Source organism: Rhodococcus sp. 4CII, from assembly GCF_014256275.1.
In the GTDB taxonomy this organism is placed as follows: domain Bacteria; phylum Actinomycetota; class Actinomycetes; order Mycobacteriales; family Mycobacteriaceae; genus Rhodococcus_F; species Rhodococcus_F wratislaviensis_A.
The window spans coordinates 1,665,512-1,689,994 of record NZ_JACCFE010000002.1 but is presented as its reverse complement, the minus strand read 5'-3'; the positions used below and the strand labels follow the sequence as shown (position 1 = coordinate 1,689,994).

General features: G+C 68.5%; 20 protein-coding genes and 1 pseudogene. 14 read left to right on the top strand and 7 right to left on the bottom strand.

Features of this window, described 5'->3' with window-relative positions; translation table 11 throughout:
* Position 1: 1 nt before the first annotated feature.
* Positions 2-1,654: a glucose-6-phosphate isomerase gene (pgi, locus tag H0B43_RS08745; protein ID WP_185728280.1), complete on the bottom strand. Its 1,653-nt coding sequence runs from the start codon at positions 1,652-1,654 to the stop codon at positions 2-4.
* A 69-nt stretch (positions 1,655-1,723) separates the two neighbouring features.
* On the opposite strand from pgi, the gene H0B43_RS08740 reads away from it, so the two are divergent.
* Positions 1,724-3,178 (top strand): NAD-dependent succinate-semialdehyde dehydrogenase, encoded by a 1,455-nt coding sequence (locus tag H0B43_RS08740; RefSeq protein ID WP_185728281.1) that lies wholly within the window; start codon positions 1,724-1,726, stop codon positions 3,176-3,178.
* Positions 3,179-3,236: 58 nt separating this feature from the next.
* On the opposite strand, the gene H0B43_RS08735 is transcribed toward H0B43_RS08740, so the two are convergent.
* Positions 3,237-3,533, bottom strand: coding sequence for a chorismate mutase (locus H0B43_RS08735; protein WP_185728282.1), 297 nt, complete (start codon positions 3,531-3,533; stop codon positions 3,237-3,239).
* A 273-nt stretch (positions 3,534-3,806) separates the two neighbouring features.
* Between H0B43_RS08735 and pcrA the strand changes: the two genes are divergently transcribed.
* Complete coding sequence (gene pcrA, locus H0B43_RS08730) at positions 3,807-6,293, top strand: DNA helicase PcrA (protein ID WP_185728283.1); 2,487 nt, start codon at positions 3,807-3,809, stop codon at positions 6,291-6,293.
* A gap of 78 nt (positions 6,294-6,371) precedes the next feature.
* On the opposite strand, the gene H0B43_RS08725 is transcribed toward pcrA, so the two are convergent.
* Complete coding sequence (locus H0B43_RS08725) at positions 6,372-7,433, bottom strand: M23 family metallopeptidase (protein WP_185728284.1); 1,062 nt, start codon at positions 7,431-7,433, stop codon at positions 6,372-6,374.
* Between the two features lie 231 nt (positions 7,434-7,664).
* Between H0B43_RS08725 and H0B43_RS08720 the strand changes: the two genes are divergently transcribed.
* The 3 genes from H0B43_RS08720 (at position 7,665) to sucD (ending at position 11,922) form a co-directional block, all read left to right on the top strand.
* The gene (locus H0B43_RS08720) at positions 7,665-9,617 is read left to right on the top strand and encodes a hypothetical protein (protein ID WP_185728285.1); all 1,953 of its coding nucleotides are present in this window, start codon (positions 7,665-7,667) and stop codon (positions 9,615-9,617) included.
* Between the two features lie 217 nt (positions 9,618-9,834).
* Positions 9,835-11,004, top strand: coding sequence for an ADP-forming succinate--CoA ligase subunit beta (gene sucC / locus H0B43_RS08715; protein WP_005238541.1), 1,170 nt, complete (start codon positions 9,835-9,837; stop codon positions 11,002-11,004).
* Between the two features lie 15 nt (positions 11,005-11,019).
* Positions 11,020-11,922, top strand: coding sequence for a succinate--CoA ligase subunit alpha (gene sucD / locus H0B43_RS08710; RefSeq protein WP_185728286.1), 903 nt, complete (start codon positions 11,020-11,022; stop codon positions 11,920-11,922).
* A gap of 60 nt (positions 11,923-11,982) precedes the next feature.
* Here the strand turns inward: sucD and H0B43_RS08705 are convergent, their stop codons facing one another.
* Complete coding sequence (locus H0B43_RS08705) at positions 11,983-12,609, bottom strand: YigZ family protein (RefSeq protein ID WP_185730056.1); 627 nt, start codon at positions 12,607-12,609, stop codon at positions 11,983-11,985.
* 525 nt (positions 12,610-13,134) lie between these two features.
* On the opposite strand from H0B43_RS08705, the pseudogene H0B43_RS08700 reads away from it, so the two are divergent.
* The 5 genes and pseudogenes from H0B43_RS08700 (at position 13,135) to purH (ending at position 19,453) form a co-directional block, all read left to right on the top strand.
* A pseudogene (locus H0B43_RS08700) lies at positions 13,135-14,318 on the top strand (hypothetical protein).
* A gap of 54 nt (positions 14,319-14,372) precedes the next feature.
* Positions 14,373-15,467: a DUF5336 domain-containing protein gene (locus H0B43_RS08695; RefSeq protein ID WP_185728287.1), complete on the top strand. Its 1,095-nt coding sequence runs from the start codon at positions 14,373-14,375 to the stop codon at positions 15,465-15,467.
* A gap of 111 nt (positions 15,468-15,578) precedes the next feature.
* On the top strand, positions 15,579-17,153 hold the full coding sequence (locus H0B43_RS08690; RefSeq protein WP_185730057.1) for a DUF6350 family protein: 1,575 nt from the start codon (positions 15,579-15,581) through the stop codon (positions 17,151-17,153).
* Positions 17,154-17,223: 70 nt separating this feature from the next.
* Entirely contained in the window at positions 17,224-17,904 is a 681-nt protein-coding gene (purN, locus tag H0B43_RS08685; RefSeq protein ID WP_185728288.1) for a phosphoribosylglycinamide formyltransferase, read from the top strand.
* Complete coding sequence (gene purH / locus H0B43_RS08680) at positions 17,897-19,453, top strand: bifunctional phosphoribosylaminoimidazolecarboxamide formyltransferase/IMP cyclohydrolase (RefSeq protein ID WP_185728289.1); 1,557 nt, start codon at positions 17,897-17,899, stop codon at positions 19,451-19,453. Before purN ends, purH begins: the two co-directional genes overlap by 8 nt.
* A gap of 55 nt (positions 19,454-19,508) precedes the next feature.
* Here purH and H0B43_RS08675 read toward each other — a convergent pair whose 3' ends face one another.
* A complete protein-coding gene (locus H0B43_RS08675; protein WP_185728290.1) occupies positions 19,509-19,742 on the bottom strand; it encodes a hypothetical protein in 234 nt (77 codons plus the stop codon).
* Between the two features lie 545 nt (positions 19,743-20,287).
* Here H0B43_RS08675 and H0B43_RS08670 point away from each other — a divergent pair.
* Entirely contained in the window at positions 20,288-21,394 is a 1,107-nt protein-coding gene (locus H0B43_RS08670) for an N-acetylmuramoyl-L-alanine amidase (RefSeq protein WP_185728291.1), read from the top strand.
* Here H0B43_RS08670 and H0B43_RS08665 read toward each other — a convergent pair whose 3' ends face one another.
* Positions 21,395-22,360 (bottom strand): alpha/beta hydrolase, encoded by a 966-nt coding sequence (locus tag H0B43_RS08665; RefSeq protein WP_185728292.1) that lies wholly within the window; start codon positions 22,358-22,360, stop codon positions 21,395-21,397.
* 179 nt (positions 22,361-22,539) lie between these two features.
* On the opposite strand from H0B43_RS08665, the gene H0B43_RS08660 reads away from it, so the two are divergent.
* Positions 22,540-22,851: a hypothetical protein gene (locus H0B43_RS08660; RefSeq protein ID WP_185728293.1), complete on the top strand. Its 312-nt coding sequence runs from the start codon at positions 22,540-22,542 to the stop codon at positions 22,849-22,851.
* An 8-nt stretch (positions 22,852-22,859) separates the two neighbouring features.
* Here H0B43_RS08660 and H0B43_RS08655 read toward each other — a convergent pair whose 3' ends face one another.
* A complete protein-coding gene (locus H0B43_RS08655) occupies positions 22,860-23,504 on the bottom strand; it encodes a winged helix-turn-helix transcriptional regulator (RefSeq protein WP_185728294.1) in 645 nt (214 codons plus the stop codon).
* Positions 23,505-23,640: 136 nt separating this feature from the next.
* On the opposite strand from H0B43_RS08655, the gene H0B43_RS08650 reads away from it, so the two are divergent.
* The gene (locus H0B43_RS08650; RefSeq protein ID WP_185728295.1) at positions 23,641-24,054 is read left to right on the top strand and encodes a VOC family protein; all 414 of its coding nucleotides are present in this window, start codon (positions 23,641-23,643) and stop codon (positions 24,052-24,054) included.
* Positions 24,051-24,467 (top strand): DoxX family protein, encoded by a 417-nt coding sequence (locus H0B43_RS08645; protein ID WP_185728296.1) that lies wholly within the window; start codon positions 24,051-24,053, stop codon positions 24,465-24,467. Before H0B43_RS08650 ends, H0B43_RS08645 begins: the two co-directional genes overlap by 4 nt.
* Positions 24,468-24,483 lie beyond the last annotated feature (16 nt).

Below are 24,483 nucleotides of genomic sequence, written 5' to 3'. Positions count from 1 at the left end.
ATCAGGCCCGTCCGCGCTGACGGCGGTACCAGCGCACGAGACTGTCCGTCGACGAATCGCTCTGCGCGGCGGGTTCATCCGCTGCGGTCAGTACCGGCTGCAGCTCGACGGCCTGGGTCTTGCCGAGCTCCACACCCCACTGGTCGAACGAGTCGATGCCCCACACCACGCCCTCGACGAACACCTGGTGCTCGTACAGGGCGATCAGCTGTCCGATCACCGACGGCGTGAGCTTGGGCGCGAGGATCGTGGTGGACGGCCGGTTGCCGGGCATCACCTTGTGCGGTACCAGATGTTCGGGTGTGCCCTCGGCCGCGATCTCCTCGGCCGTCTTCCCGAACGCCAGGACCTTCGTCTGGGCGAAGAAGTTGCTCATCAGCAGATCGTGCATGCTGCCCGTGCCGTCGGCGGTGGGGAGGTCGTCGGTGGGCTCGCCGAAACCGATGAAGTCGGAGGGGACGAGCCGGGTGCCCTGGTGCAGGAGTTGGTAGAAGGCGTGCTGACCGTTGGTTCCCGGTTCGCCCCAGAAGATCTCACCCGTGGACGTGGGGACGGGGGAGCCGTCGGCGCGCACCGACTTTCCGTTCGACTCCATCGTCAGCTGCTGCAGGTACGCCGGGAACCGCACGAGGTCGTTGGAATACGGCAGTACCGCACGGGATTCGGCGCCGAAGAAGTTCGAGTACCACAGTCCGATCAGCCCGAGCAGCACCGGCGCGTTCTCCTCGAGCGGCGCCGTCCGGAAATGCTCGTCCACGGCGTGGAAACCGGCGAGGAACTCCGCGAACCGCTCCCGGCCGACGGCCGCCATCACCGACAGTCCGATGGCGGAATCGACCGAGTACCGGCCGCCCACCCAATCCCAGAACCCGAACATGTTGGCGGTGTCGATCCCGAACTCCGCCACCCGATCCGCGTGCGTCGAGACGGCAACGAAATGCTTTGCGACTGCATCGTTTCCGAGGCCCAGCCCGGCGAGCAGCCACCGCCGCGCGGCGGTCGCGTTGGTGAGCGTCTCGAGCGTCGAGAACGTCTTGGACGCCACGATGAACAGGGTGGTGGCCGGGTCGAGGCCCTGCAGGCTGCGCACCAGGTCGGAGGGATCGACGTTGGAGATGAACCGGACGCTGATCCCGGCGTCGGCGTAGTGCCGCAGTGCGCGGTACACCATGACCGGGCCCAGATCCGACCCGCCGATGCCGATGTTGACGACGGTCTTGATTCGCTCGCCGGTGGCGCCGCGCCATTCGCCGGAGCGCACGCGATCGGTGAAGTCACCCATGCGATCGAGGACGTCGTGGACGTCCGCCACCACGTCCTGCCCGTCGACCACCAGGGATGCGTCGGCGGGCAGCCTCAGCGCGGTGTGGAGGACGGCGCGGTCTTCCGAGGTGTTGATGTGCTCGCCCGCGAACATCGCGTCCCGGCGTGCCTCCACGTCCGCGGCCCGCGCCAGTTCGAGGAGCAACCCGAGGGTGTCGCGATCGACCCGGTGCTTGCTGTAGTCGATGTACAGATCGCCGGCGGAGACGGTGAGTTCCTGGCCGCGGGCAGGGTCCTTCTCGAAGAGTTCTCGAAGATGGACGGACTGTATTTGAGCGTGATGATCACGCAATTTCTGCCAGGCAGCGGTTCCGGTGATGTCTGAGCTCACGAGATTTGAGCTTAATGCCCGCGCGTCGAAACTTCCGTGTGAACTTCGGTGCGGCGCATGATGGACGTCATGGATGCTGTCGAACTCATACGAACCGTCCCCACCACCCTCTTCCTCGGCGGCGAGAAGCGCGACGCCGAGAACGGCGCCACTTTCACCGTTTTCGACCCGGCCACCGGTGACGCCCTCACCGAGGTCTCGGACGCCAGCCCTGCCGACGCGATGAAAGCGCTCGACGCCGCGGTCGCGGCAGCGGGCGAGTGGGCGGCGACTCCGGCGCGGGAGCGGGGGGAATTGCTGCGCGCGGTGTTCGAGAAGATCACCGCGCGGGCCGACGACTTCGCCCTGCTGATGACGCTGGAGATGGGCAAGGCGCTGCCGGAGAGCGCGGCGGAGGTGAAATACGGCGCCGAATTCTTCCGGTGGTTCAGCGAGGAAGCCGTGCGCATCGCCGGCCGCTACACACCGGCTCCCGCGGGCAATGGACGCATTCTCGTCACCAAGCAACCCGTCGGGCCCTGTCTGGCGATCACGCCCTGGAACTTCCCGCTCGCGATGGGCACCCGCAAGATCGGGCCCGCCCTGGCCGCGGGCTGCACGATGATCGTCAAACCCGCCTCCGAGACCCCGCTGACGATGCTGCTGCTCGCCGACGTCATGGCGGACGCGGGGCTGCCGAAGGGCGTGCTGTCGGTGCTGCCGACGTCGAAGTCGGGGGAGGTGACCGGTCCGCTGCTCGACGACCCGCGACTGCGGAAGCTCACGTTCACCGGCTCGACCGGCGTCGGACGGATGCTCGTCGAGAAGTCGGCGAAGGGGCTGCTGCGCACCTCCATGGAACTCGGCGGAAACGCGCCCTTCGTGGTGTTCGACGACGCGGATGTCGACAAGGCGGTGGCGGGCGCCGTCCTCGCCAAGATGCGCAACGGCGGCGAGGCCTGCACCGCGGCCAACCGTTTCCACGTCGCGAACAGCGTGCGCGAGGAATTCACCACCAAGCTCGTCGACAAGCTGTCGTCGTACACACTCGGCCCGGGCACGGACCCCGACACGACGCTCGGCCCGCTCATCAACGCGGATCAACTCGAGAAGGTCGGGGAACTGGTGCAGGACGCCGTCGGCGCGGGCGCCCGGGTGCGGCTCGGCGGCGTCGCGCCGGAAGGTCCGGGCTACTTCTACCCGGCGACTGTGCTGGACGAGATCCCCGCCCAGGCCCGGATCCTGAAAGAGGAAGTGTTCGGACCGGTGGTCGCGATCGCCGGATTCGACACCGAGGAGGAGGGGGTCGCCGCGGCAAACGACACCGAGTTCGGTCTGGCGTCGTACATCTTCACAAAAGATCTGGATCGTGCACTCCGCGTCGCCGACGCCATCGAATCGGGGATGGTCGGCGTCAACCGCGGGGTCATCTCGGACACCGCTGCCCCCTTCGGCGGCGTCAAAGCATCAGGCTTCGGGCGCGAAGGGGGCAGTGAAGGCATCGAGGAGTACCTGGACACCAAATACGTGGCACTCGAGCCGTGACGACCGCTGTCGGTGAACGGGCGGGCCGCTTCGGCGAACTCGGTGATCGAGGACGAACTCAGTGACCGAGGCGGCCGCGCCCGAGGCGCAGCAGCAGCATGGCGAGCGTGTGGCCTTCCTGGCCGAGCTCGTTGAACCGCTCGAGCACCTTCATCTCACGGCTGTGGACGAGGCGGGGACCGCCGGACGCCATCCGGGTGCGCCCGATGAGCTGTGAGACCTCCGCGCGGCGCTTGATGGCGGCGAGAATCTCGGCGTCGAGCTTGTCGATCTCCTGGCGGAGTACCTCGATCTCGGCCTCGCTGGTGGGAACAGCGGTGTCCTTGGCGGCTGATGCGACGGTCTGAGTGCTCATTGGTTCGTCTCCCTCTTGTCAGAACTTGGATCGTTGTTATGGCTCGAGTCGTTACCGATCCAGGCTCGTTTGACGAAAAAAGCCCCGGATCCGGTGCGGACCTCGGGGCTCGTGAGCTGTTCAGTTCACGGGCACCGGAGGCCGGTACCCGTAAAAAAATCGCCACAGGGGGCGCGACGACGGTCTGAACATGTGTACCAGTTTGCCATGGCGGTACCGCGCAGGCCAAGCGGCTGTGACGCTGTCGGTACACGCCGGTAAGTTTGATAGGCGATGAACACTATCTCCGGCACGGCTTCTCCCACGAGCGTCGAGACCACTCCGCGCGCCGCCACTCCCGCCCGCGCAGGTTCCGACGCCCTCTTGCAGGGCCTCAACCCACAGCAACGGGAAGCGGTCGTGCACGCCGGTTCTCCGCTGCTGATCGTCGCGGGTGCAGGCTCGGGCAAGACGGCGGTGCTCACCCGGCGCATCGCCTATCTGCTGGCAGAGCGGGGGGTGATGCCCGGTCAGATCCTGGCCATCACGTTCACCAACAAGGCCGCCGCGGAGATGCGGGAGCGGGTCGCCCACCTCGTCGGGCCCCGCGCCAACAGCATGTGGGTGTCCACGTTCCACTCGAGTTGCGTGCGGATCCTGCGGGCCCAGGCGGCGCTGCTGCCCGGTCTCAACTCGAACTTCTCCATCTACGACGCGGACGATTCGCGGCGCCTGCTGACGATGATCGCCAAGGATCTGAACATCGACACCAAGCGCTATTCGGCGCGACTGCTCGCCACCCACATCTCGAATCTCAAGAACGAACTCGTCGATCCGGAGCAGGCGAGCGCCGACGCCGACAAGGAGCCGGCGGAACTGCCGAGGTTGATCGCCAAGGTGTACGGGCACTACCAGCAGCGGTTGCGCTCGGCGAACGCGCTGGACTTCGACGACCTGATCGGCGAGACGGTCGCGATGTTGCAGGCGTTCCCGCAGGTGGCGGAGTACTACCGCCGCCGCTTCCGCCACGTGCTGGTCGACGAGTACCAGGACACGAACCACGCCCAGTACATGCTGGTGCGTGAGCTGGTCGGCGGAATCGCGGACGGCGAGGACGCGGACCAGCGGGTCGCCCCCGCCGAGCTGTGCGTGGTGGGTGACGCGGATCAGTCGATCTACGCGTTCCGCGGTGCCACGATCCGCAACATCGAGGAGTTCGAGCGCGACTACCCGGACGCCCGGACCATCCTCCTGGAGCAGAACTACCGCTCCACCCAGAACATCCTGTCGGCGGCCAACTCGGTGATCTCGAAGAACACCGGTCGCCGCGAGAAGCGGCTGTGGACCGACTCCGGCGAGGGCGAGCTCATCACCGGCTACGTCGCGGACAACGAGCACGACGAGGCGTCGTTCGTGGCGTCCGAGATCGACAAGCTCGTCGACTCCGGCGACGCCAAGTTCGGCGACGTCGCGGTGTTCTACCGCACCAACAACTCGTCCCGTGCCCTGGAGGAGATCTTCATTCGGCTCGGCGTGCCGTACAAGGTCGTCGGCGGCGTGCGGTTCTACGAGCGCAAGGAGGTGCGCGACGTCGTCGCGTATCTCCGGGTCCTTGCGAACGAGGACGACACCGTCAGCCTCCGCCGGATCCTCAACACCCCGCGCCGCGGCATCGGAGACCGCGCCGAGGCGTGCGTGGCCGTGCACTCCGAGCAGCGGGGCATCAGCTTCGCCGAGGCGCTGCGCGACGGTGGGGAGGGCCGGGTGCCGCTGCTGAACACCCGCTCCCAGAAGGCCATCGCGGCCTTCCTCGAGCTCATGGACGGACTGCGGGTCCTGCTGCCACCCGAGACGACCGCCGACGACGTCGTGCCCGATCAGCTCGGCGACATCGGTGACGTGGTCGAGGCCGTCCTGGAGCGGACGGGCTACCGCGCCGAGCTCGCGGCGAGCAGCGACCCCCAGGACGGGGCGCGACTCGACAACCTCAACGAACTCGTCAGCGTGGCCCGTGAGTTCAGCTCCGATGCGCGGAACGCGGCCGGACTCGTCGAACCGCCCGAGGACGGCGACGTCGACGCCCGCGACGGCGAGCCCGACCCCGGTTCCCTCGCCGCCTTCCTCGAACGGGTCTCCCTGGTCGCCGACTCCGATCAGCTGCCCGACAACGACGAGGGCGTCGTCACCCTGATGACCCTGCACACCGCGAAGGGGCTCGAGTTTCCCGTCGTCTTCGTCACCGGGTGGGAAGACGGCCAGTTCCCGCACATGCGGGCGCTCGGCGACCCCGCCGAGCTGTCGGAGGAGCGGCGGCTCGCGTACGTGGGCATCACCCGTGCCCGGCAGCGGCTGTATCTGACCCGCGCGGTCATGCGGTCGGCGTGGGGTCAGCCCATCCAGAACCCCGAGTCACGGTTCCTGCAGGAGATCCCGTCGGACCTCCTGCACTGGCGTCGCGAGGACCCGGGACCGCGTATCGGTTCGGGCGGCGCGATCGGCGGCGGCCGGGCGCGGGGATCGGGGTACGGCGGTCAGGGCTTCGGCGGCGGCTCCGGGTACGGCGGCGGTTCGGCCGGCACCCCGAGTTTCGGTGCCGCGCGCTCCCGCAACAACAACCTCGTGCTCGCGGTCGGCGACCGCGTCAGCCACGACAAGTACGGCCTCGGCACGGTTCTCGAGACCAAGGGCGCCGGCCCGACGGCGACGGTCACGATCGACTTCGGTAGCGCGGGCAAGGTCCGGCTGATGCTGATCGGTGGCGTCCCGATGGTCAAGCTGTAGAGACACGAAAACGACTGCGGCGCATGCATTGCATGCGCCGCAGTCGTATTGGTTCGGGTGGTGCGGGGAGAGGTCCGGTCAGTCCATCTCGGGGCCGAGGCTGATGCCGCGGGAGGCCAGCCAGGGCAGGGGATCGATCTTGTTCTCGCCGGCGAGGTGAACCTCGAAATGCAGGTGCGGGCCGGTGGAGAAGCCGCGGTTGCCGACAGTCGCGATCTGGTCGCCCGCCATGACCTTCTGGCCGACGGTGACGGTGGAGGTGTTGATGTGGCCGTAGACGGTGATGGTGCCGTCGGCGTGCTTGAGGCGGACCCACATGCCGAATCCGGACGCCGGACCCGAGTCGATGACCTCGCCGTCGGCGACGGCCACGATGGGGGTGCCGATGGGGGCGGCGATGTCGACGCCCGCGTGCAGGGTGCCCCAGCGGGTTCCGAAGTTGGAGGTGAACGTTCCGACCGCGGGAAGTACGAACAGCGGGCGGCGGGCAGCCGCTTCGCGGGCGGCGCGCTCTTCGCTGAAACGCTGTCCCTTGGCGAGGAGGTTGCTGAACTGCGACAGGTCGGTCGGGTTCGCGATGTTGAGGACCTGCGGCGCGCTGGAGTCGGACGCGGCGGTGTCGGCGACCGTGGAGAACTGCGCGGCCTGCGGCTCGGCGGTGGTTCCGATGGCGCTCGACTCGTCACTGGCGAGGGCGACCTCGGAGTGATCGGAGGAGCTGGAGGATCCGTTGGTGATGGCGGCCTGGCCGGCGGCGACTACGGCGCCGGCGGCGACAGCGAGGACTGCGGCGCGACCTTTGAGAGCGGAGGGGGGAGTCGGGATGCGGTGGGCTCCGCGGCGGGAGTGGGAGGGTGTGCCCTCGAAGGACTCGGAACCGCTGCGGGGGGTGAAGCCGGGAATCTCGGACTCGGTGTCGACGGTCTCGAAGCCGGTGGGGGCGTCGACGCTGTCGGTGGTGGAGCGGGGGGACTGCGAATTGCGGAAGAACATGCGCGAGATCTCAGAACTGTCGGTCTCGGGATAATGCTCGACCGACCTCGGGGGATGCGTGGGCGTGACTTCGTCCTTGTGACCCCGCAACTCGTCATCGTGGTGACTCACAAAACGGCTGGCCGTGAACTGGCTGCGATGGTGCATACGCCCGTCCGTCCTCCTGCTCGTGACCTGCCTGTGACTTAGACTTGGCGACGGTAACGAAACGGTTGCGATGCGCGCAACCTGTAACGCGGAGGAACGGCTACATGTGACGGGCATCACAAACTGAGCTGGGGAAACGTCGAACCCACTTTTCGTCTCGGTTCAATCTCGCACGCCGCGGGCGCGTGTCACATCCCGGGGTAGGTGGTGGGAAAGCGCTAGCGTCGGCCTGTGGCGTCATCTACTCGATCCCCGGACGGGCGTAGAGCCGAGCCCGAACGCATTCCCTCGTCCGGCGGCACCGGCTCGACGGTTCTGGAGGAACCCGATCCCGCACGGGCCCGGCGGGGATGCATCGTCGCGGTCGTCCTGGGTCTCGTCGGGGGTCTGGGAGTGGCGTCGGCGCCCGTTCTGCAGGCGGTCCGATCGGTGGACGGAACGGCCGCCCCGTCCGGGATCGGCTCGGCCGCACTGTGCGCCGCCGTATTCGCCGTCGCCGCGCCCGTAATCGCCGTCCTGGCCGTAGTGGCCCGGCGCACCGCGGTGGCGGGCGCGGTGTTGGCTGGCGCCGGCGCGGTCTCCATCGGCGCCGCCGTGCTCGACACGCAGCTGTGGACCGACGCCATCGACGCCAATCGGCTCGAACTCTTCCGGCCGGCGACGGCGGCCGAACTCGCCGCCGGGTCGGGTGCGTACGCGGCGCTCGCCGGGCACGTCCTCGTCGCCGCCGCCGGCCTGCTCGGCATGGTCACGGTGCACCGGATGTCCCTGACGGACGGGTACGGCGACGCCCGCAGTTCCGAACAGGTAGGGCGGGCCACGGGCGCCCGGGTGGGTTTCCTGCCGTCCGCCGTCGCGGTGGCCGCGGCCGTCGTGCTCGTCGGCGCCCTGTTCGCTCCCGCGTTCGTGTCCGAGGATCCGGTGGTCCTCGTCCAGACGGTCGTCGAATCGGATCTCGCCGCGTCTGCCGGTGCCGGCCTGGTGGCCGCGGCAATTCTGATCGTCGTCGCCTCCGCGCTGGCGTCCATCTCGCCACCCGTCGCGTCCGGCGCCCTCGTCGGGGCAGGACTGTGCGCGCTCGGTGTGGTCGGCACCCGCCTGGTCGCCGGGCTCGCCGCCGGTGAGCGGATCCAACCCGGGCCCGGCGCGGTGTGGGGGACCGTCGGCGCCGGCGTCCTCGTTGTGGTCGGATTCTTCCTCCCGATGATCGACCGGGCTCGCGACGCCAGGATCGCGAAGACGCTCGCCGCCACGTCACCCTCCGCTCCGGCGCCGGGCGTGCCGGGGAAGGCGGGCGCCGTCACGCCGTCCGCGAAGGGCGTCGCCAAGGCGGCGCTGCGGGCCGAAGCCGCCGCGGCGCGCGCCCGCATCGCCCGATGGCACGTCGCCGCAGGCATCGCCGGAATCGTCACCACCGTGCTCGCCGCCGCCGGGGCGCTGCTGCCCGTCCTCGACACTCCCGCGGGCATCGCCCGCCCCGACGTCTACGCCACCCGGGTCGTGCTCGTCGCCGCGCTCGTCCTCGTGGTCGGCTGCGTGTGGTTGCTGCTGTCGGAATTCGCGTCCGCCGTCCGACCTGCGGTCGGGGTGCTGTGGGTGACGATCCCGTTCTCCGTCGCCGCGGTGTCGCAGTCCGTGGTGCTCGCCACCGACGTGCCGGGAATCGGTGCCGGAGTGGGCGCCGTCCTGCTGTGGGGCGCGGCCGTCACGGCCGGAATCACCGGAGTGCTGACGTGGTTCGCCGGTTCGGCGGAACGGGAGGAGATCGACACCTCCGAGGAACCGTCCACGTCGATCGCGGTCCTCGCCGTCGGCGGTCTCGGCGCGGTCGCCGCGGTCGCCGGACTGGGACTGCCGCTCTTCCACGGGACCGACGCGCGCGGCGACGAGTACGCCCCCGCGTCGTTCGCGGAGGTCCCGTGGAACCTCGACGTGTGGGGCCGCGTCCTGCTGGGCGTCGCGGTGGTCCTGGCCGTGATCGTCGCCTCACGATCCCGGCCCGCCCGGGCGGTTGCGCTGCTGGTCGGTTCGGCCGTCGCCGTGGGGGTATACGTGCTGTCGTGGCCGCTCACCGCCGCGAGGGTGACCAATCCCGCAGTGGGGGCCGGTGTCGTCCCGGCAACAGTGGGCATAGTGTTGATTACGGCTGCCGCGGCCCTCACGACACGCAGCCGAAATCGGTGAGGTCCGCCCCGTGTTCAGCGGTGAGGCCCGCCTCAGTGCTTCTGGTGAGGCTCGCCTCAGTGCTTCTCGTGAGGCTCGCCTCAGTGCGTGATCTCGCGTGATGTGGACCACATAGCAGACACGCGGGCGCGGACCGGGCCCGGCAACTGGTTAAAGTCCAAAACAGACCCGCTCCTACCCCTCGAGCGGGCGTCAACGCAGACGAGACGGTGAGCAGATGGATCTCTTCGAATACCAGGCGAAGGAACTCTTCGCCAAGCACGAGGTGCCGACTTCGGCTGGACGTGTTACCGACACGGTCGCCGGTGCACGCGAGATTGCCGAAGAAATCGGCAAGCCCGTGATGGTCAAGGCGCAGGTCAAGGTCGGCGGCCGCGGCAAGGCGGGCGGCGTCAAGTACTCCGCCGACGCAGATGCAGCGCAGGCCAACGCCGAGGCGATCCTGGGCCTCGACATCAAGGGTCACGTCGTCAAGAAGCTGCTGGTCGCAGAGGCGAGCGACATCGCCGAGGAGTACTACATCTCCTTCCTGCTCGACCGCACCAACCGCACCTACCTGGCGATGTGCTCGGTCGAGGGTGGCGTCGAGATCGAGGTCACCGCCGAGGAGAACCCCGACGCCCTCGCGAAGATCCCCGTGGACGCCGTCAAGGGCGTCGACCTCGCGTTCGCGCGCAGCATCGCCGAGGCAGGAAAGCTGCCCGCCGAGGTGCTCGACGCAGCGGCCGTGACGATCCAGAAGCTGTGGGAGGTCTTCATCAACGAAGACGCTCTCCTCGTCGAGGTCAACCCGCTCGTCCGCACGCCGGACGACCAGATCCTCGCTCTCGACGGCAAGGTCACGCTGGACGAGAACGCCGCGTTCCGTCAGCCCGGCCACGAGGCGTTCGAGGACAAGGACGCCACCGACCCGCTCGAGCTCAAGGCCAAGGAAAACGACCTCAACTACGTCAAGCTCGACGGTGAGGTCGGCATCATCGGTAACGGCGCCGGTCTGGTCATGTCGACCCTGGACGTCGTTGCCTACGCAGGTGAGAAGCACGGTGGCGTGAAGCCGGCCAACTTCCTCGACATCGGTGGCGGCGCCTCCGCAGAGGTCATGGCGAACGGCCTGGACGTCATCCTGAACGACGCGCAGGTCAAGAGCGTGTTCGTGAACGTTTTCGGTGGCATCACCGCGTGTGACGCGGTCGCCAACGGCATCGTCGGCGCCCTGAAGACGCTGGGTGACGAGGCCAACAAGCCGCTGGTCGTCCGTCTGGACGGCAACAACGTCGAAGAGGGTCGTCGCATCCTCGCCGAGGCCGCTCACCCGCTGGTCACGGTCGTCGGAACCATGGACGAGGCTGCCGACAAGGCTGCCGAGCTGGCCTTCGCCGCAAAGTAAAGGGACTCAAAAAACATGGCTATCTTCCTGACCAAGGACTCCAAGGTCATCGTCCAGGGCATCACCGGCGGCGAGGGCACGAAGCACACCGCGCTGATGCTCAAGGCCGGCACCCAGGTCGTCGGCGGTGTCAACGCCCGTAAGGCCGGCACCACCGTGACCCACGACGGCGGCGTCGAACTGCCCGTCTTCGGCACCGTCGCCGAGGCCATCGAGAAGACCGGCGCGGACGTCTCGATCGCGTTCGTTCCCCCGGCCTTCGCCAAGGACGCCATCGTCGAGGCCATCGACGCGGAGATCCCGCTGCTCGTGGTCATCACCGAGGGCATCCCGGTCCAGGACTCGGCGTACGCCTGGGCGTACAACGTCTCCAAGGGCAACAAGACCCGCATCATCGGACCCAACTGCCCCGGCATCATCACCCCGGGCGAGTCGCTGGTCGGCATCACCCCGGCCAACATCGCCGGCACCGGCCCGATCGGTCTCGTCTCCAAGTCGGGCACGCTGACCTACCAGATGATGTTCGAGCTGCGTGACTTCGGCTTCTCCACCGCCATCGGCATCGGCGGCGACCCGGTCATCGGCACCACCCACATCGACGCCATCGAGGCGTTCGAGAAGGACCCCGAGACCAAGGTCATCGTGATGATCGGCGAGATCGGTGGCGACGCCGAGGAGCGTGCCGCCGACTACATCAAGGCCAACGTCACGAAGCCGGTCGTCGGCTACGTCGCGGGCTTCACCGCCCCCGAGGGCAAGACCATGGGCCACGCAGGCGCCATCGTCTCCGGCTCCTCGGGCACCGCGCAGGCCAAGAAGGACGCCCTCGAGGCTGCCGGCGTGAAGGTCGGCAAGACGCCGTCCGAGACCGCTGCGCTCGCTCGCGAGATCCTGCAGAGCCTGTCCGTCCAGGCCTAGGCCCTTCGGGCTCGTGCGCCTTTCTGGTAGCTCCTGCTACCGGAAGGGCGCACGGGTCGTTCAGGCGTCGACCCACATCTCTCCGGCCGGATCGAGTGTCCCCGTCCCCGACGTGACGGCAGCGACCAGATCGGCCAGTTCGGCAGAGTCCCGCGCCGCGAGCGTGAGGACCGCGGCTTCTGCGTACGCCGTGTCGACCACGACGACGCCCCGCCCACGCAGTTCCGCCTCGACGCGTCCCGCGTCCGCGTGCCCGACCGCGAGGGTGTACAGGTGGCGACGCTCTCTGCGGACGAGCGGAGCCGCATCCAGGGCGGCGGCCACCGCGCCCGAGTAGGCGCGCACCAGCCCGCCCGCCCCCAGTTTGATTCCCCCGAAGTACCGCGTCACGACCACCGCGACGTCGACGAGATCCCGGGCCTTGAGCACCTGCAGCATCGGAATGCCCGCGGTGCCACCGGGTTCGCCGTCGTCGCTTGCGCGCTCGACCCGGTCGCTGGGTCCGTTGCCGACGATGTATGCCGAACAGTGATGTCGCGCATCGGGATACGCGCGCCGCTGATCGTCGACGAACGCCTGCGCCGCGTCCGTGTTCTCGACCCGACGCAGGGCGGCGATGAACCGTGAGTGCTTCACCTCCGTCTCGAGGGTGAGATCGGCGGTGCGGGGAGCGAGGGTGAACGGCACCGGACCATTCTCTCCCGCGCTGTTCGCCGCGTCGCGGCCGCGGCGCAGGGCAGTGACCGACGGGTATCCGTAGGCTCTCACCTGTGCCTCGATATCTCGTAATCTCCGGTATGTTCTGGCACTATCCACGACGCGAATTGGTGAGCTGCGGAATGCTTTTGGCCCGTCGGTTAGGAGGACGCGCAGGGCGGGCTTTGGGGGTTGGTTGGTTTCTCGGCGAACCGGTTTCGGGAGATTGAACTGTGTTCGTGGACCTCGGCGCCCCTGGCTGGGCCGGTCGGGAGACTGAACTGTGTTCGTGGACCTCGGCGCCCCTGGCTGGGCCGGTCGGGAGAGCTGCTGGCATCATTGTCCGGCCGGTTGTATACAGCTGTGGTTGAGGCAGTTTCAACGCTGGCTTCTTCAGCGCCGGTTTCGGGGCGATACCGCCGCACGGTGGGGGAAGGGGTCATCGGTGAGGACCTCGGGAGGTCGCGGTTGTTCTTCTGCCGCGGGAGTGCTCGCTGGTCGTGAATCACGCCCGGCATGACCAGGCCGGGATCGACTGCGCCGCGGCAGTTCGCGTTCACCACCCGCCCGTGTACGGCGGTCGACGACGCGACCGGCGAGCCGATCGGCCTCGGCGACGTAGACATCCGGGTGGGGTGGCAGGGTCATGTCGCCGCGGCCCGTCTCGCGTGGCATCCGCGCTATCCGGATGGGGTCTACGTGCCGTCGTGGGTGACCCGGGTGGTGACGGCGCAGGTGGTGGCGACCCTGCAGACCCTGGCATACCGAGACACCGCGATCACGGCGCTCTCTCAGCGTTTCGACCCGGCCACCGGTCGTCTGACCACACCCACCTCCGCCGCCGACTTTGTTCCGGCGGGCTTCGCCCGGGGAGCACTGCGCCAGCTCGCCGCACACGCCCGCCGCATCGACGGTGTGCCGGCCGGCCGGTTGCGGATCACCGACGTCCAGGGTCCGCCGCAGACCAACGCGACGGCCCGACTGTCGGCCGCCGATCGGCAGCTCGCGCAGCTTGCCGTGGCAGGCGGTGAGCTGGTGTTGACGGTGAAGCTGCCCACCAGCCCAACACCGGCCGGGCGGGCGCAGTGGCCCATCCCCGCCGACGACCTGAAACCGAGGACCTGAAATCGGCCTCCGTCGCGGTCGGAGTCGACTGGTCCCCGTCGACTCTGGGTGCCGCCGCCATCACCGCCGAAAACCTTGACGGGTCGTCCTCGGATTACCAGGGTTGGACCTACGACGACCGCGGCCTCGGGATCAAACTGGCACGCCTGCAAGCCGGAGGCCAAATGCTGCACCGCAAGGCAGCCCGGTTGACGCAACTCGCCGCCACCGCTCTACTCGAGGTCCGCGCACAGCTCGAGGAGATGATCGCCGTCCTCGACGCCCACCGCACCGCGGTAGGCGCCGAGAGCGGCGAGATCAACCGGGAACTCGAATTCCACTTCGCCCACCAGGTCACCGACTACGCCGCCGCGGGCACGGACGGGCCAACAACAACCGGGCCGCGCAGTCCGCCCGCCGCCACGGTCGCCGCGCTCGCATACCGCCGCCGGCGTCGGAAGCATGTTCCTGCATCACAAGCGTCGGTGTGGGACACGGTCAAACCCACACCACCGCACGGTGATGCGGGTAGCCGTGGCGCACGTCCATCTCAGGCGCCCGCCACACCGGTGGCGGATAGTATGAGATGTACGTAGACGCTAGCGTCGGAAGAGCGCACGCCGACGACCACTTGTCGACTAGGAGAAGTCATGACGTTCACGCCCGGAGGGCCGAATTACGGGCCGCCCGCGCAACCGACTGCAGGGGGAGATTCGAAAGGCCTGGGCTTCTTCCTTCTGATCGGTGTCGCCGCCCTCGGTGTCCTCAACCTGCTGCTCGGGTTCGCGCCGTACGCCACCTTGGCTCGCGAGTCCGTGAACTCGTTCGAAGCCAACACGGACGGGCTCGGACTTCTGTTCCTCGGCGGTCTGCTCGCGGCGGTGTCCCTCCTCCCGAAGCAGTCCTACGCGGGCGCGGCAGCCGCGGCGTCCGTCGCCGGCTGGGTGCTCGCGCTGTTCGTCTACCTCAACGTCGACGCGGACTCCGGTTGGGGCGCAATCGCGATCCTCGTTCTCGGGTTCATCCAGTCGGCGGTCGCGGTCGCGGCCGTGCTGTTCGACCTCGGCGTGCTCAAGCAGCCTGCACCCCGGCCCGCCGCGACCGCGGGTTACGGTCAGCCGGGCCAGGCTCCGCAGGGGTACGGCCAGAGTGGCTCGCAGGGTTACGGTCAGGCTCCGCAGTCGTACGGGCAGCAGCCGCAGGGCGGCTACGGCCAGGGCGTTCCGCAGGGTTACGGACAGCAGCAGGGGCAGGGGCAGGCGCAGCCCGGCTACGGCCAGCCGAATCAGCCATACGGCCAGCAGGGTTACGGTCAGGCCCCGCAGGGGCAGCCGTCGCAGAGCCAGCCGGGATACGGTCAGGGTTACGGCCAGCCGTCGCAGCCCCAGCAGGGTTACGGATCCGGCGCGAGTGCCGGATCCACGTCGTACGACGCCCCGACCACCGCATACCAACAGCCCCAGTACCCGGGGTACTCGCAGCCGTCGACCCCGTCTCAGCCGTCGCAGACCACGGGAACCCCCGGCTCGCAGTACCCGGCCGGGACGAGTTACGGCTCCGCACAGCACGCGGCACCGGCATATGGCTCGCAGCCGGAGTCCTCGCCGGTGGAGCGCACGCTGGAATACGGCGAGCAGCCGTCCACCGAGGCGCAGCAGGCGGAATCGGCGGAGAAGCCCGAATCGGAGGGGCACAGCGCGCCGACCCAGGCATTCGACACGCGTGCCGACAGGGACGACAAGTAGCGGCCCAACCAGCAGGTGGCCTCTGACCGAGCGTGGTCGGAGGCCACTTCTGTGCGGCGCGCCTGACCGCTGTCGCGGCGTCGGAGTGCCACTCTCGAGGGGATGAGTTCTTTGGTTGATCGTGTGCAGCGCGCCGCACAGGGTGGTGCGCGCCGCCGGGCCGGCGGTGTCGACGAGCCGCGCGCCCGCACTGTCGACGGGCGCCGCGCGGGTCGTGGCGACGAGCGGCGCGCGCCGCGTCAGCGACCCGTGCCCGACACCGACGAGGCGCGTGCGCTGCTCGCGGTGGCGTTCCGGCCGGCGGGGGTCACCGTCGTCCTGCTGTCCGCTCTGATCGTCGTCACCCTCGTGGTGGCGAACAGCGACCTCACCGGAACGTTCGGCGCCATCGCCGCGTCGTGGCTGGCGATTCACCAGGTGCCGGTGACCATCGACGGCACGACCCTCGGTGTCCTTCCGCTGATCCCGACCGCGGGGATGGTGTGGGCGGTGGCCCGCGGATGCGCTGCGGTGGTGGATCCGGCGTCGTCGCGGCGGCACGCCCTGCGGGTGATCGGCGCCGCGGTGGCGGGTCCGCTGGTGGTGACGGCCATCGCCCTCGCCGTCATCGCGGATGCGTCGGCGGTGATCCCGTTGTCGTCGCCGAACACGCTCGCCGCGTTCGGGTGGGTGCTGTTCGTGCATGGGCTCGCGGCGTCGATCGGCGTGACGGTCGCGATGTGGCCGACGCTACGTGCGGCGGTTCCGTCGTGGGTCCGGGACGCGGTGCGGCCGGGACTGCGTGCGATGGCGGCGATTCTCGGGGCGGGCGCGCTCGTGGTCACGATCTCGCTGGTGATGGAGTGGTCGACGGTCGGTCTGCTGCTCGAACGTGGCGACGGTGTCGTCGGAACGCTCGGACTGACGATCCTGTCGGTGCTGTACCTGCCGAATGTCGTGTTGGGTGCCGCGGCCGCGGTGATGGGAGGGACCGCGCAGATCGGGGACGTCTCGGTCAGTGTTTTCGGGAACGTGGGTGGTTCGCTGCCACCGTTGCCGCTGCTCGGCGCCGTGCCGGATGGTGTGGCGGGTGGCGCGTGGCCTGCCCTGTTGGTGATTCCGCTGCTGATCGGGGTGATGCTCGGACGCGACTGCGGGCGCCGGGTCGCCGGGCAGGAAGCCCTGTTCACCGTGCTGACCGCCGCGGCGGGTGCAGGCGTCGTGACGGCGGTGCTCGGTTTCGGGTCCGGCGGCCGGCTCGGCGCCTTCGGGGCGGTCGAACTGAACTGGTGGGCGTTCGGGCTGCTCACGTTCGCGTGGCTCGGACTCGCCGGGGCAGTGACGGCCGTGATCGTGGCCTGGATCCGGAGCAGGGGCGCTGAGGACGAGGACGAGGACGACGCAGAAGACGAGGAGCCGCATCTCCCCGGCGCGGAGGAGGTCCCGGCGATCGCCGCCCCGGCCGTCGAGGAGCCGGAGGTGCCCGCCGGTGCCGCGGCGAGCCGGGTGATCGAGGCCGAACTCGTCGACGACACCGCAGCGCCGGCAGCGCCCATCGCACCGCAGGACACCGGCGTCGAAGCGGACGTCGTGGTGGACGCGGAGGTCGAGGAAGACGTGTCGGCGGAAGATCCCGACAGTCCCGCCGACTCCGGCGAGACGCCCGAATCAGACCTGCCCCGAAGGCCCGCAACCCCCAGCGACTAGGCTCTTGGTCGGTCCACGATGCGACCGCCCCCGTTTTCACCCGTCTTTCGATTCAACCCGGCCTTTCGATTTGTTCAGGAGTAGAGCGCTGACTTCCTCGCGTGACCACCTGAGGCCCACGACCGGTTCGCCGGTGACGTCCGAGCCCGTGCGGATCGTCGTACTCGCATCCGGCGCGGGAACTCTCCTGAGGTCGCTGATCGAGGCAAGCCACGCCGACGGGTATCCCGCCGAGATCGTCGCCGTCGGCGTCGACCGCGACTGCGACGCCATCCGGCACGCCGAATCCGCAGGCATCACCCACTTCCGGATCGGGCTCCGTGACTACGCCGACCGCTCCGCCTGGGATGTCGCCCTGACGGAGGCCGTCGCGGCGCACCAGCCGTCGCTCGTGGTGTCCGCGGGGTTCATGAAGATCCTCGGACCCGCCTTCCTGGACCGGTTCGGCGGTCGCATCATCAACACGCATCCGGCGTTGCTGCCCGCCTTTCCCGGCGCGCATGCGGTCCCCGACGCGTTGGCGTACGGGGTGAAGGTGTCGGGTTCGACCGTCCACCTCGTGGACGCGGGTGTGGACACCGGCCCGATCCTGGCGCAGGAACCCGTACCGGTGCTCGACGGCGACGACGAGTCGACCCTGCACGAGCGCATCAAGACTGTGGAGCGACGGTTGTTGGCGGATGTCATCGCCGCTGTCGCCACCCGTGGAGTTGTTTCCGATGGACGAAAGGCCGTGATCCCCAGTGAGTGAACGCAAGGCAGTACGCCGAGCGCTCGTCAGCGTCTACGACAAGACCGGTCTGGTCGAACTGGCTACGGGCCTGCACAAGGCAGGCGTCGAGCTCGTGTCGACAGGATCGACGGCAGCGAAGATCGCCGACGCCGGCATCCCGGTCACCCCCGTCGAGGCGCTGACCGGCTTCCCCGAATGCCTCGAGGGCCGGGTCAAGACCCTGCATCCGCGGGTGCACGCGGGCGTCCTCGCGGACACCCGGAAGCCGGAGCACCTCGCGCAGCTCGAGGAACTCGGCATCGAGGCGTTCCAGCTCGTGATCGTGAACCTGTACCCGTTCACGCAGACGGTCGCCTCGGGTGCGACCCCCGACGAGTGCGTCGAGCAGATCGATATCGGCGGTCCGTCCATGGTGCGCGCCGCCGCGAAGAACCACCCGTCGGTCGCCGTCGTGGTGGATCCCGCCCGCTACGACGACGTGCTCACGGCCGTCACCGGCGGCGGTTTCACGCTGCCCGAGCGCACCGCCCTCGCCGCGCAGGCGTTCCAGCACACCGCGTCGTACGACGTCGCGGTCGCCAGCTGGATGACGTCCGCTCTGGTCGAATCCGGTGATTCGCAGTTCCCCGAGTGGGTGGGCGCCACCTGGGATCGGTCGGCTGTCCTGCGGTACGGCGAGAACCCGCACCAGGCCGCCGCGCTGTACGTGAACCCCGCCGCTCCTGCGGGTCTCGCCCAGGCACAGCAGTTGCACGGCAAGGAAATGTCGTACAACAACTACACCGACGGCGATGCGGCCTGGCGTGCGGCGTTCGACTTCAGCGAGCCGGCCGTCGCGATCATCAAGCACGCGAACCCGTGCGGCATCGCGGTCGGATCCGACATCGCGGAGGCACACCGCAAGGCCCACGCCTGCGATCCGGTCAGCGCGTACGGCGGAGTGATCGCCGCGAACCGTGAGGTCACCGTGGAGATGGCGGAGCAGGTCGCCGAGATCTTCACCGAGGTGATCATCGCCCCGTCCTACGCAGACGGTGCGCTCGGTGTGCTGCAGCGCAAGAAGAACGTTCGCGTCCTCCTGGCCGAGGCTCCCACCGCGACGGGGATCGAACTGCGTCCCGTATCGGGTGGCGCGCTTCTCCAGGAGCGGGACGTGCTCGACGCGGAAGGCGACGACCCGGCCAACTGGACCCTGGCCGTCGGCGACGCCGCCGACGAGCAGACGCTGAAGGACCTCGAGTTTGCGTGGCGGGCGTGCCGTTCGGTGAAATCCAACGCCATCCTGCTCGCCTCCGATGGTGCGTCGGTGGGCGTCGGCATGGGCCAGGTCAACCGCGTCGACTCCGCGCACCTCGCGGTGCAGCGTGCCGGTGACCGGGTGGTCGGGTCGGTGGGCGCGTCGGACGCGTTCTTCCCGTTCCCCGACGGACTGCAGGTGCTCGCCAACGCCGGCGTCAAGGCCGTCGTGCAGCCGGGTGGTTCCGTCCGCGACAACGAGGTGATCGATGCGGCCAAGGAAGCCGGGATCACCATGTACCTGACCGGCGCGCGGCATTTCGCGCACTAGAGCGCGGTAGCGCACGAACGGGTCTCGGCAGCTAGCCGGGGCCCGTTCTGCGTCGTCAGGCTGCTGCGGCCCCGTGAGTGCGGCCGGTGCCTTCGAGCTCGCGTGGCGAACCCGTGATGACCACGCGGGCGGCGCCGCGGCTCCGGACCTCACTGATCAGCGCGCCGAGTGACGCCTCGTGGGCGGCATCGCAGTGCGAGAGGTCGAGGGTGACCGCGTACCCGGTGAGGTCGTCCGGCAGATCGATATACGGGGGAGACGTGGACAGTTGGTTGATGCGAAGTTTCATATGGTGCTCCTGAAAGTGAAAGGTAAAAGAAAAGGCACCCGAGGGGTTTGCCCTGGGTGCCCGAGAACGACTTGGTTGAGTCTCAACATTCTCGGGGTGGGCCGAACTTGGTGATGTGCTTGCCGGCGGAGCAGCAACGCCATGCGGGTACGGACGCGAAGAGCGCGTGAAGCTGCATCATGGCCGTACCTTTCTGCGTGTCGTTGCTGGTTGGTAGATGACCGTACAGCACCGGTTGAGGGTTTGCACTTCCATTATCCGGCCGCTGCGCAGGAATGCAGGGTTGAGCAGCGACTCTTGGCCCAGAGTTGCCGCCCCGTTCACATCCGCGTAGGGATTCGTCAGATACACGGGCGATTGCGCCGGAAGATCACCTCTCGGTCCGCGTCTGTCGAATCCCACACTTTGGTCACAGGTTGCTCTCGATCTGGCCTCGAGGAGCACGCACGTGCGGTGCAGCTGATTCACTCGGGGCTGATGTGACTCGAGTGGCACCTGTGGAAGGAGAGTGGCGCCCGGACTGCGCCGGTGCGCCCATCCCCGTTATGAACCGATTTGCGATCACGGCCGGCCTCGGCGCCTGCGTTCTCGGTGCGTCCGTCCTCCTCCCTGCCCAGGGTGCGGCGGAGCCCGCGGCGACGGCCACCGGCAACGAGCTGTCCGGGATGACGGTGTTCCTCGACCCCGGTCACCAGGGTTCGAGCGAGGGCCACGACCTCGCTCAGCAGGTGAACGACGGCCGCGGCAACACCAAGGACTGCCAGACGAGCGGCATGACGTCGCTGGGCGGTGTGCCCGAGCACACCATCAACTGGAACGTCTCCCAGCTGGTGAAGAGCAGCCTCGAGAGTCTGGGCGCGAAGGTCGTCCAGAGCCGTCAGGACGACACCGGCTGGGGTGGGTGCATCGACGAGAGGGCCCGTGCGGCAAGTGAATCGAACGCAGATCTGGCGGTGAGCATCCACGCGGACTCGACGGCGCAGGGTGAGGACGCGAGCAAGCACGGTTTCCACATGATCATCCCGTCGCTGCCGATCCCGGACGAGAAGGCGGACGCCGCTCAGTCCGGCGGCGGCCTCGAGGCGTCGAAGATGATGCGCGACGCCTACAAGTCCGACGGCTTCGTTCCCGCCAACTACGCCGGCGTCAACGACGGTCTGCAGACCCGCGCCGACGTGGCCGGGCCGGCGCTGACGCAGGTTCCGCTGGTGTTCGTGGAGATGGGGAACGGTTCGAACAAGGAGGACGCCGCCCAGCTGGAGAGCTCCGACGGGCAGCTCAAGCACGCGATCACCATCACCACGGGCATCGTCACGTACCTGCTCACAGGGTCGGGATCGACCCCGTCGGAGGACTTGGCCGCGGCTCCCGCCGACACCGCGACCACCGAGGTGAGCGAGGACAGCGCGTCGTCGGCGACGACCACGACGCCGAAGGCGACCACCCCGAAAGCGAGCCCGAAGTCGACCGACCCGAAATCCACGGCACCGGACTCGGCTCAGTTCACCGAGTTGATGAAGATGCTCGAGCCGCTGCTCGAGGTGAACGGCCTCGACGGACTGCAGGATCTCGTCAACGACAAGAACCTCGGGTTGGTGTCGGATCTGGCGAGCACGCTGATGGCCGTGCTCACCGGGGCCGGCGGGAACTGATCAGAGCCCGGCGACCCACCGGCTGAACGGTTCGGTGAACTCCGCCGAAAAGGGCAGCGGTTCCACATAATCCGGACCGGTGGAGGGGCGGTCGCCGACGTCCTTCAGGACATGATTGGCATTCGTCATCCGCACCGGCGTCAGCGCGGTGTGCGCGAGGGCGTCGTTCAGGCCGTCCACGTCCGCGAGTTGCACCTGGATGTCCTTGGCGGAGCCGCTGGTGAGGACGGGGAATCCCGCGGGCAGCCGGCCGGCCAGCGCGCGGGGGTCGAGGGCGTCCTCCTCGGCGAGCGCCTTGGCGTTGGCGTGGACGAGCCCGGCGTTCTGCAGGGGCTCCGGAAGGTTGTCGGGAATCGTGCCCGACGTGCGGAGCGATTCGACGGTGTCCGCGAGCGCGAGCCGGAGTTCGTCGGCCAGTTCCACCGGCAGTTGGCCGGCGCCGACGACGGCGTCGAGTTGGCCGTGGATCTGCGTGGTGAGCAGATCGAGGAGCCGGACACTGAGCGGTTCGAGCAGTCCCACCGCGCGAACCCGCGACTCGTTCTCCGCGGTCGCGAGGGCGAGGGCGACGAGCCCGCCGTCGCTGTGACCGATGACGATCAGCTTCGACGGGTCGACGCCGGGCCGGCCGGCCAGGAAGTCCAGACCGGCGGACGCGGCGTCGACGAAGGTGGTGAAGCCGAGGCCGCCGACCTCTTCGACCTCGTACGGGCCGAGGGCGGTCTCGCCGCTGCCGATCTTGTCGTAGCGCAGGCTCGCGATGCCGTGCCGCTCGAGCACGTCTGCGAGAAACCGGAGCGTGCCGATGTCACCGGGGAGCAGCGCACTGTCGCCGTTGCGATCGGTGGGACCGCTGCCGGCGAGCAGGAGCGCGGCGGGCGCCGCACCGTTCGCGTGGTCGGGAGTGCGGAGGCTGCCGTAGTAGGTGACGGCACCGCTGTCGAACGTGATCTCGGTGTCAGGCATGGAGCCTGTCTACCAGTTCACGACGCGCGAAGTCGCCGCACCTGTTGTCGGGTCGTCGCGGCCGAGATCTCAGAGAAGCATCACAGAACTCACACGATCGGCGATTAGCGTCGGCATCACCAGTTGTTCCAACGGATTACGTCCGAGACGAACCCCCGACTCCAGGAAGGTGCCGCATCATGAACGTCGTACAGTTGACCACCGGTGATTTCGTCGCCGCCATGTTCTCCCTCGACTTCGTCGACGGCGGGTTCCGCCGGGAGGCCGTCGAGCGGATTCACCGGGGCGCGATCGACGAGTGGGTGTCTGCGGTCACCGGGTCGGGTCTGTTCGCCAACCGTGCGGTCGCGGACGTGGTCCGGGCGTGGCGTGCCGAGCCGCGGCTCCTTCTCGATTCCCTTCTGGCGGAAGCCGATCCGGTGACCCTCGAGCGATACCACTCCGCCTGGTGCGAGCTGGACGCGCAGGTCTCCCGCGGTGTCGCCGCCTGAGTCGGACTTCAGGGAATGCTGAAGATGTCGGCGAACGTGGCGAGTAGTGCCGGGTCGCCGGTGACAGCCACACTGCCGGCGGCGATTGCGTCGTCCGGGGTGATCTCGCGCGCCATCAGTGCCTTGATCGCCGGCCCGGTCTCGATCACGAGATCGGGCCGCTCGGCGGCGCCCTCGACGACCTCGAGTTCGCCGCGCTCGATGCGGGCGGACAGCACGATCGGCCCGAGGCGCAGTTCGTAGGCGAGGGTGACGTCCCGCGCGGCGTCGGGGTGGAACGTCGACCGCAGGGCCATCACCATGGAGTCGACGGTCACGACGTCGTCGGGGCCGGGTTCGCCGAGAGTGCGCGCACCCCACCGCCCCAGCGACGTCACGGCGTCCTCCAGGGCGTTGCCGTAGTCGGTGAGTTCGTAGACGACGGCGTTCGACGGCCGGGGCAGGGCTCGGCGCGCGATCACGTCGGCTTCCTCGAGTTCCTTCAGGCGGGCCGACAGGATGTTGGACGGGATGCCGGGCAAACCGTGTTTGAGATCGGTGTATCGCCGTGGCCCGACCAGCAGATCTCGGACGATGAGCATCGCCCAGCGTTGTCCGACGATGTCCAGGGCGTGCGCGAGTCCGCAGTACTGCCCGTACGCCTGCCGTGCCATGGTTTCAACTATAGACCGAAGTTGCCTATTGACAGCAATAGGTTTCTTTTTACAACATTGGTACGTGATCTGATCCACAAGGTCGCACGGCTCCTCACCCGAAGCGGCTCCACGTCACCGACGGAAAGAGAATTCGATGCCCACCATGATCTTCGTGAACCTCCCCGTGAAGGACCTCGGCAAGTCGACGGCCTTCTACGAGGCGCTCGGTTACCAGCGGAACCCGCAGTTCTCGGACGAGAATGCGTCGTCGATCGTCATCAGTGAGCAGATTCACGTGATGCTGCTGACGGAGAAGTTCTTCTCCACCTTCACCAAGAAAGCCATCGCGGACGCCACCACGACCACCGAAGCCATCGTCGCCGTCTCCGCGGAAAGCCGTGAAGCCGTCGACGCGCTCGCCGACAAGGCCCTCGCGTCGGGCGGATCGTTCTCCAACGAACCGATGGACGAAGGATTCATGTACGGCCGCAGCTTCCAGGACCCGGACGGTCACCTGTGGGAGGTCGTGTGGATGGATCCCGCGGCGGCGCAGGGACACCAGTCGTGAGCGCCACGGCCACTCCCGTCGCGGCTGAGTCGGGAACCGCGCGCAAGGTGGGGTGGGTCCTCAGCGGCCTCGCCGGTGCCTTCCTCCTCTTCGACGCCGTCGGCAAGATCCTGAAGCTCGGACCGGTGGAGGATTCGGCCGTCGAACTGGGACTGCCCGCGCACATCATCGTGCCGATCGGGATCGTGTTGCTGATCTGCACGGCGCTCTACCTGGTGCCGCGAACGGCCCCGCTGGGTGCGGTGCTGCTCACCGGGTACCTCGGCGGCGCGGTGCTCACCAACTGGCGCGTCGAGAAGCCGTTGTTCAGCACCGTGTTGTTCGCGGTGTATGTCGGCATCGTGGTCTGGGCGGGCCTGTACCTGCGCGACCGGAGGGTCCGCGAACTGCTCCCGCTGCGCCGCGAGGACTGACCCTGGCGGGTCGGCA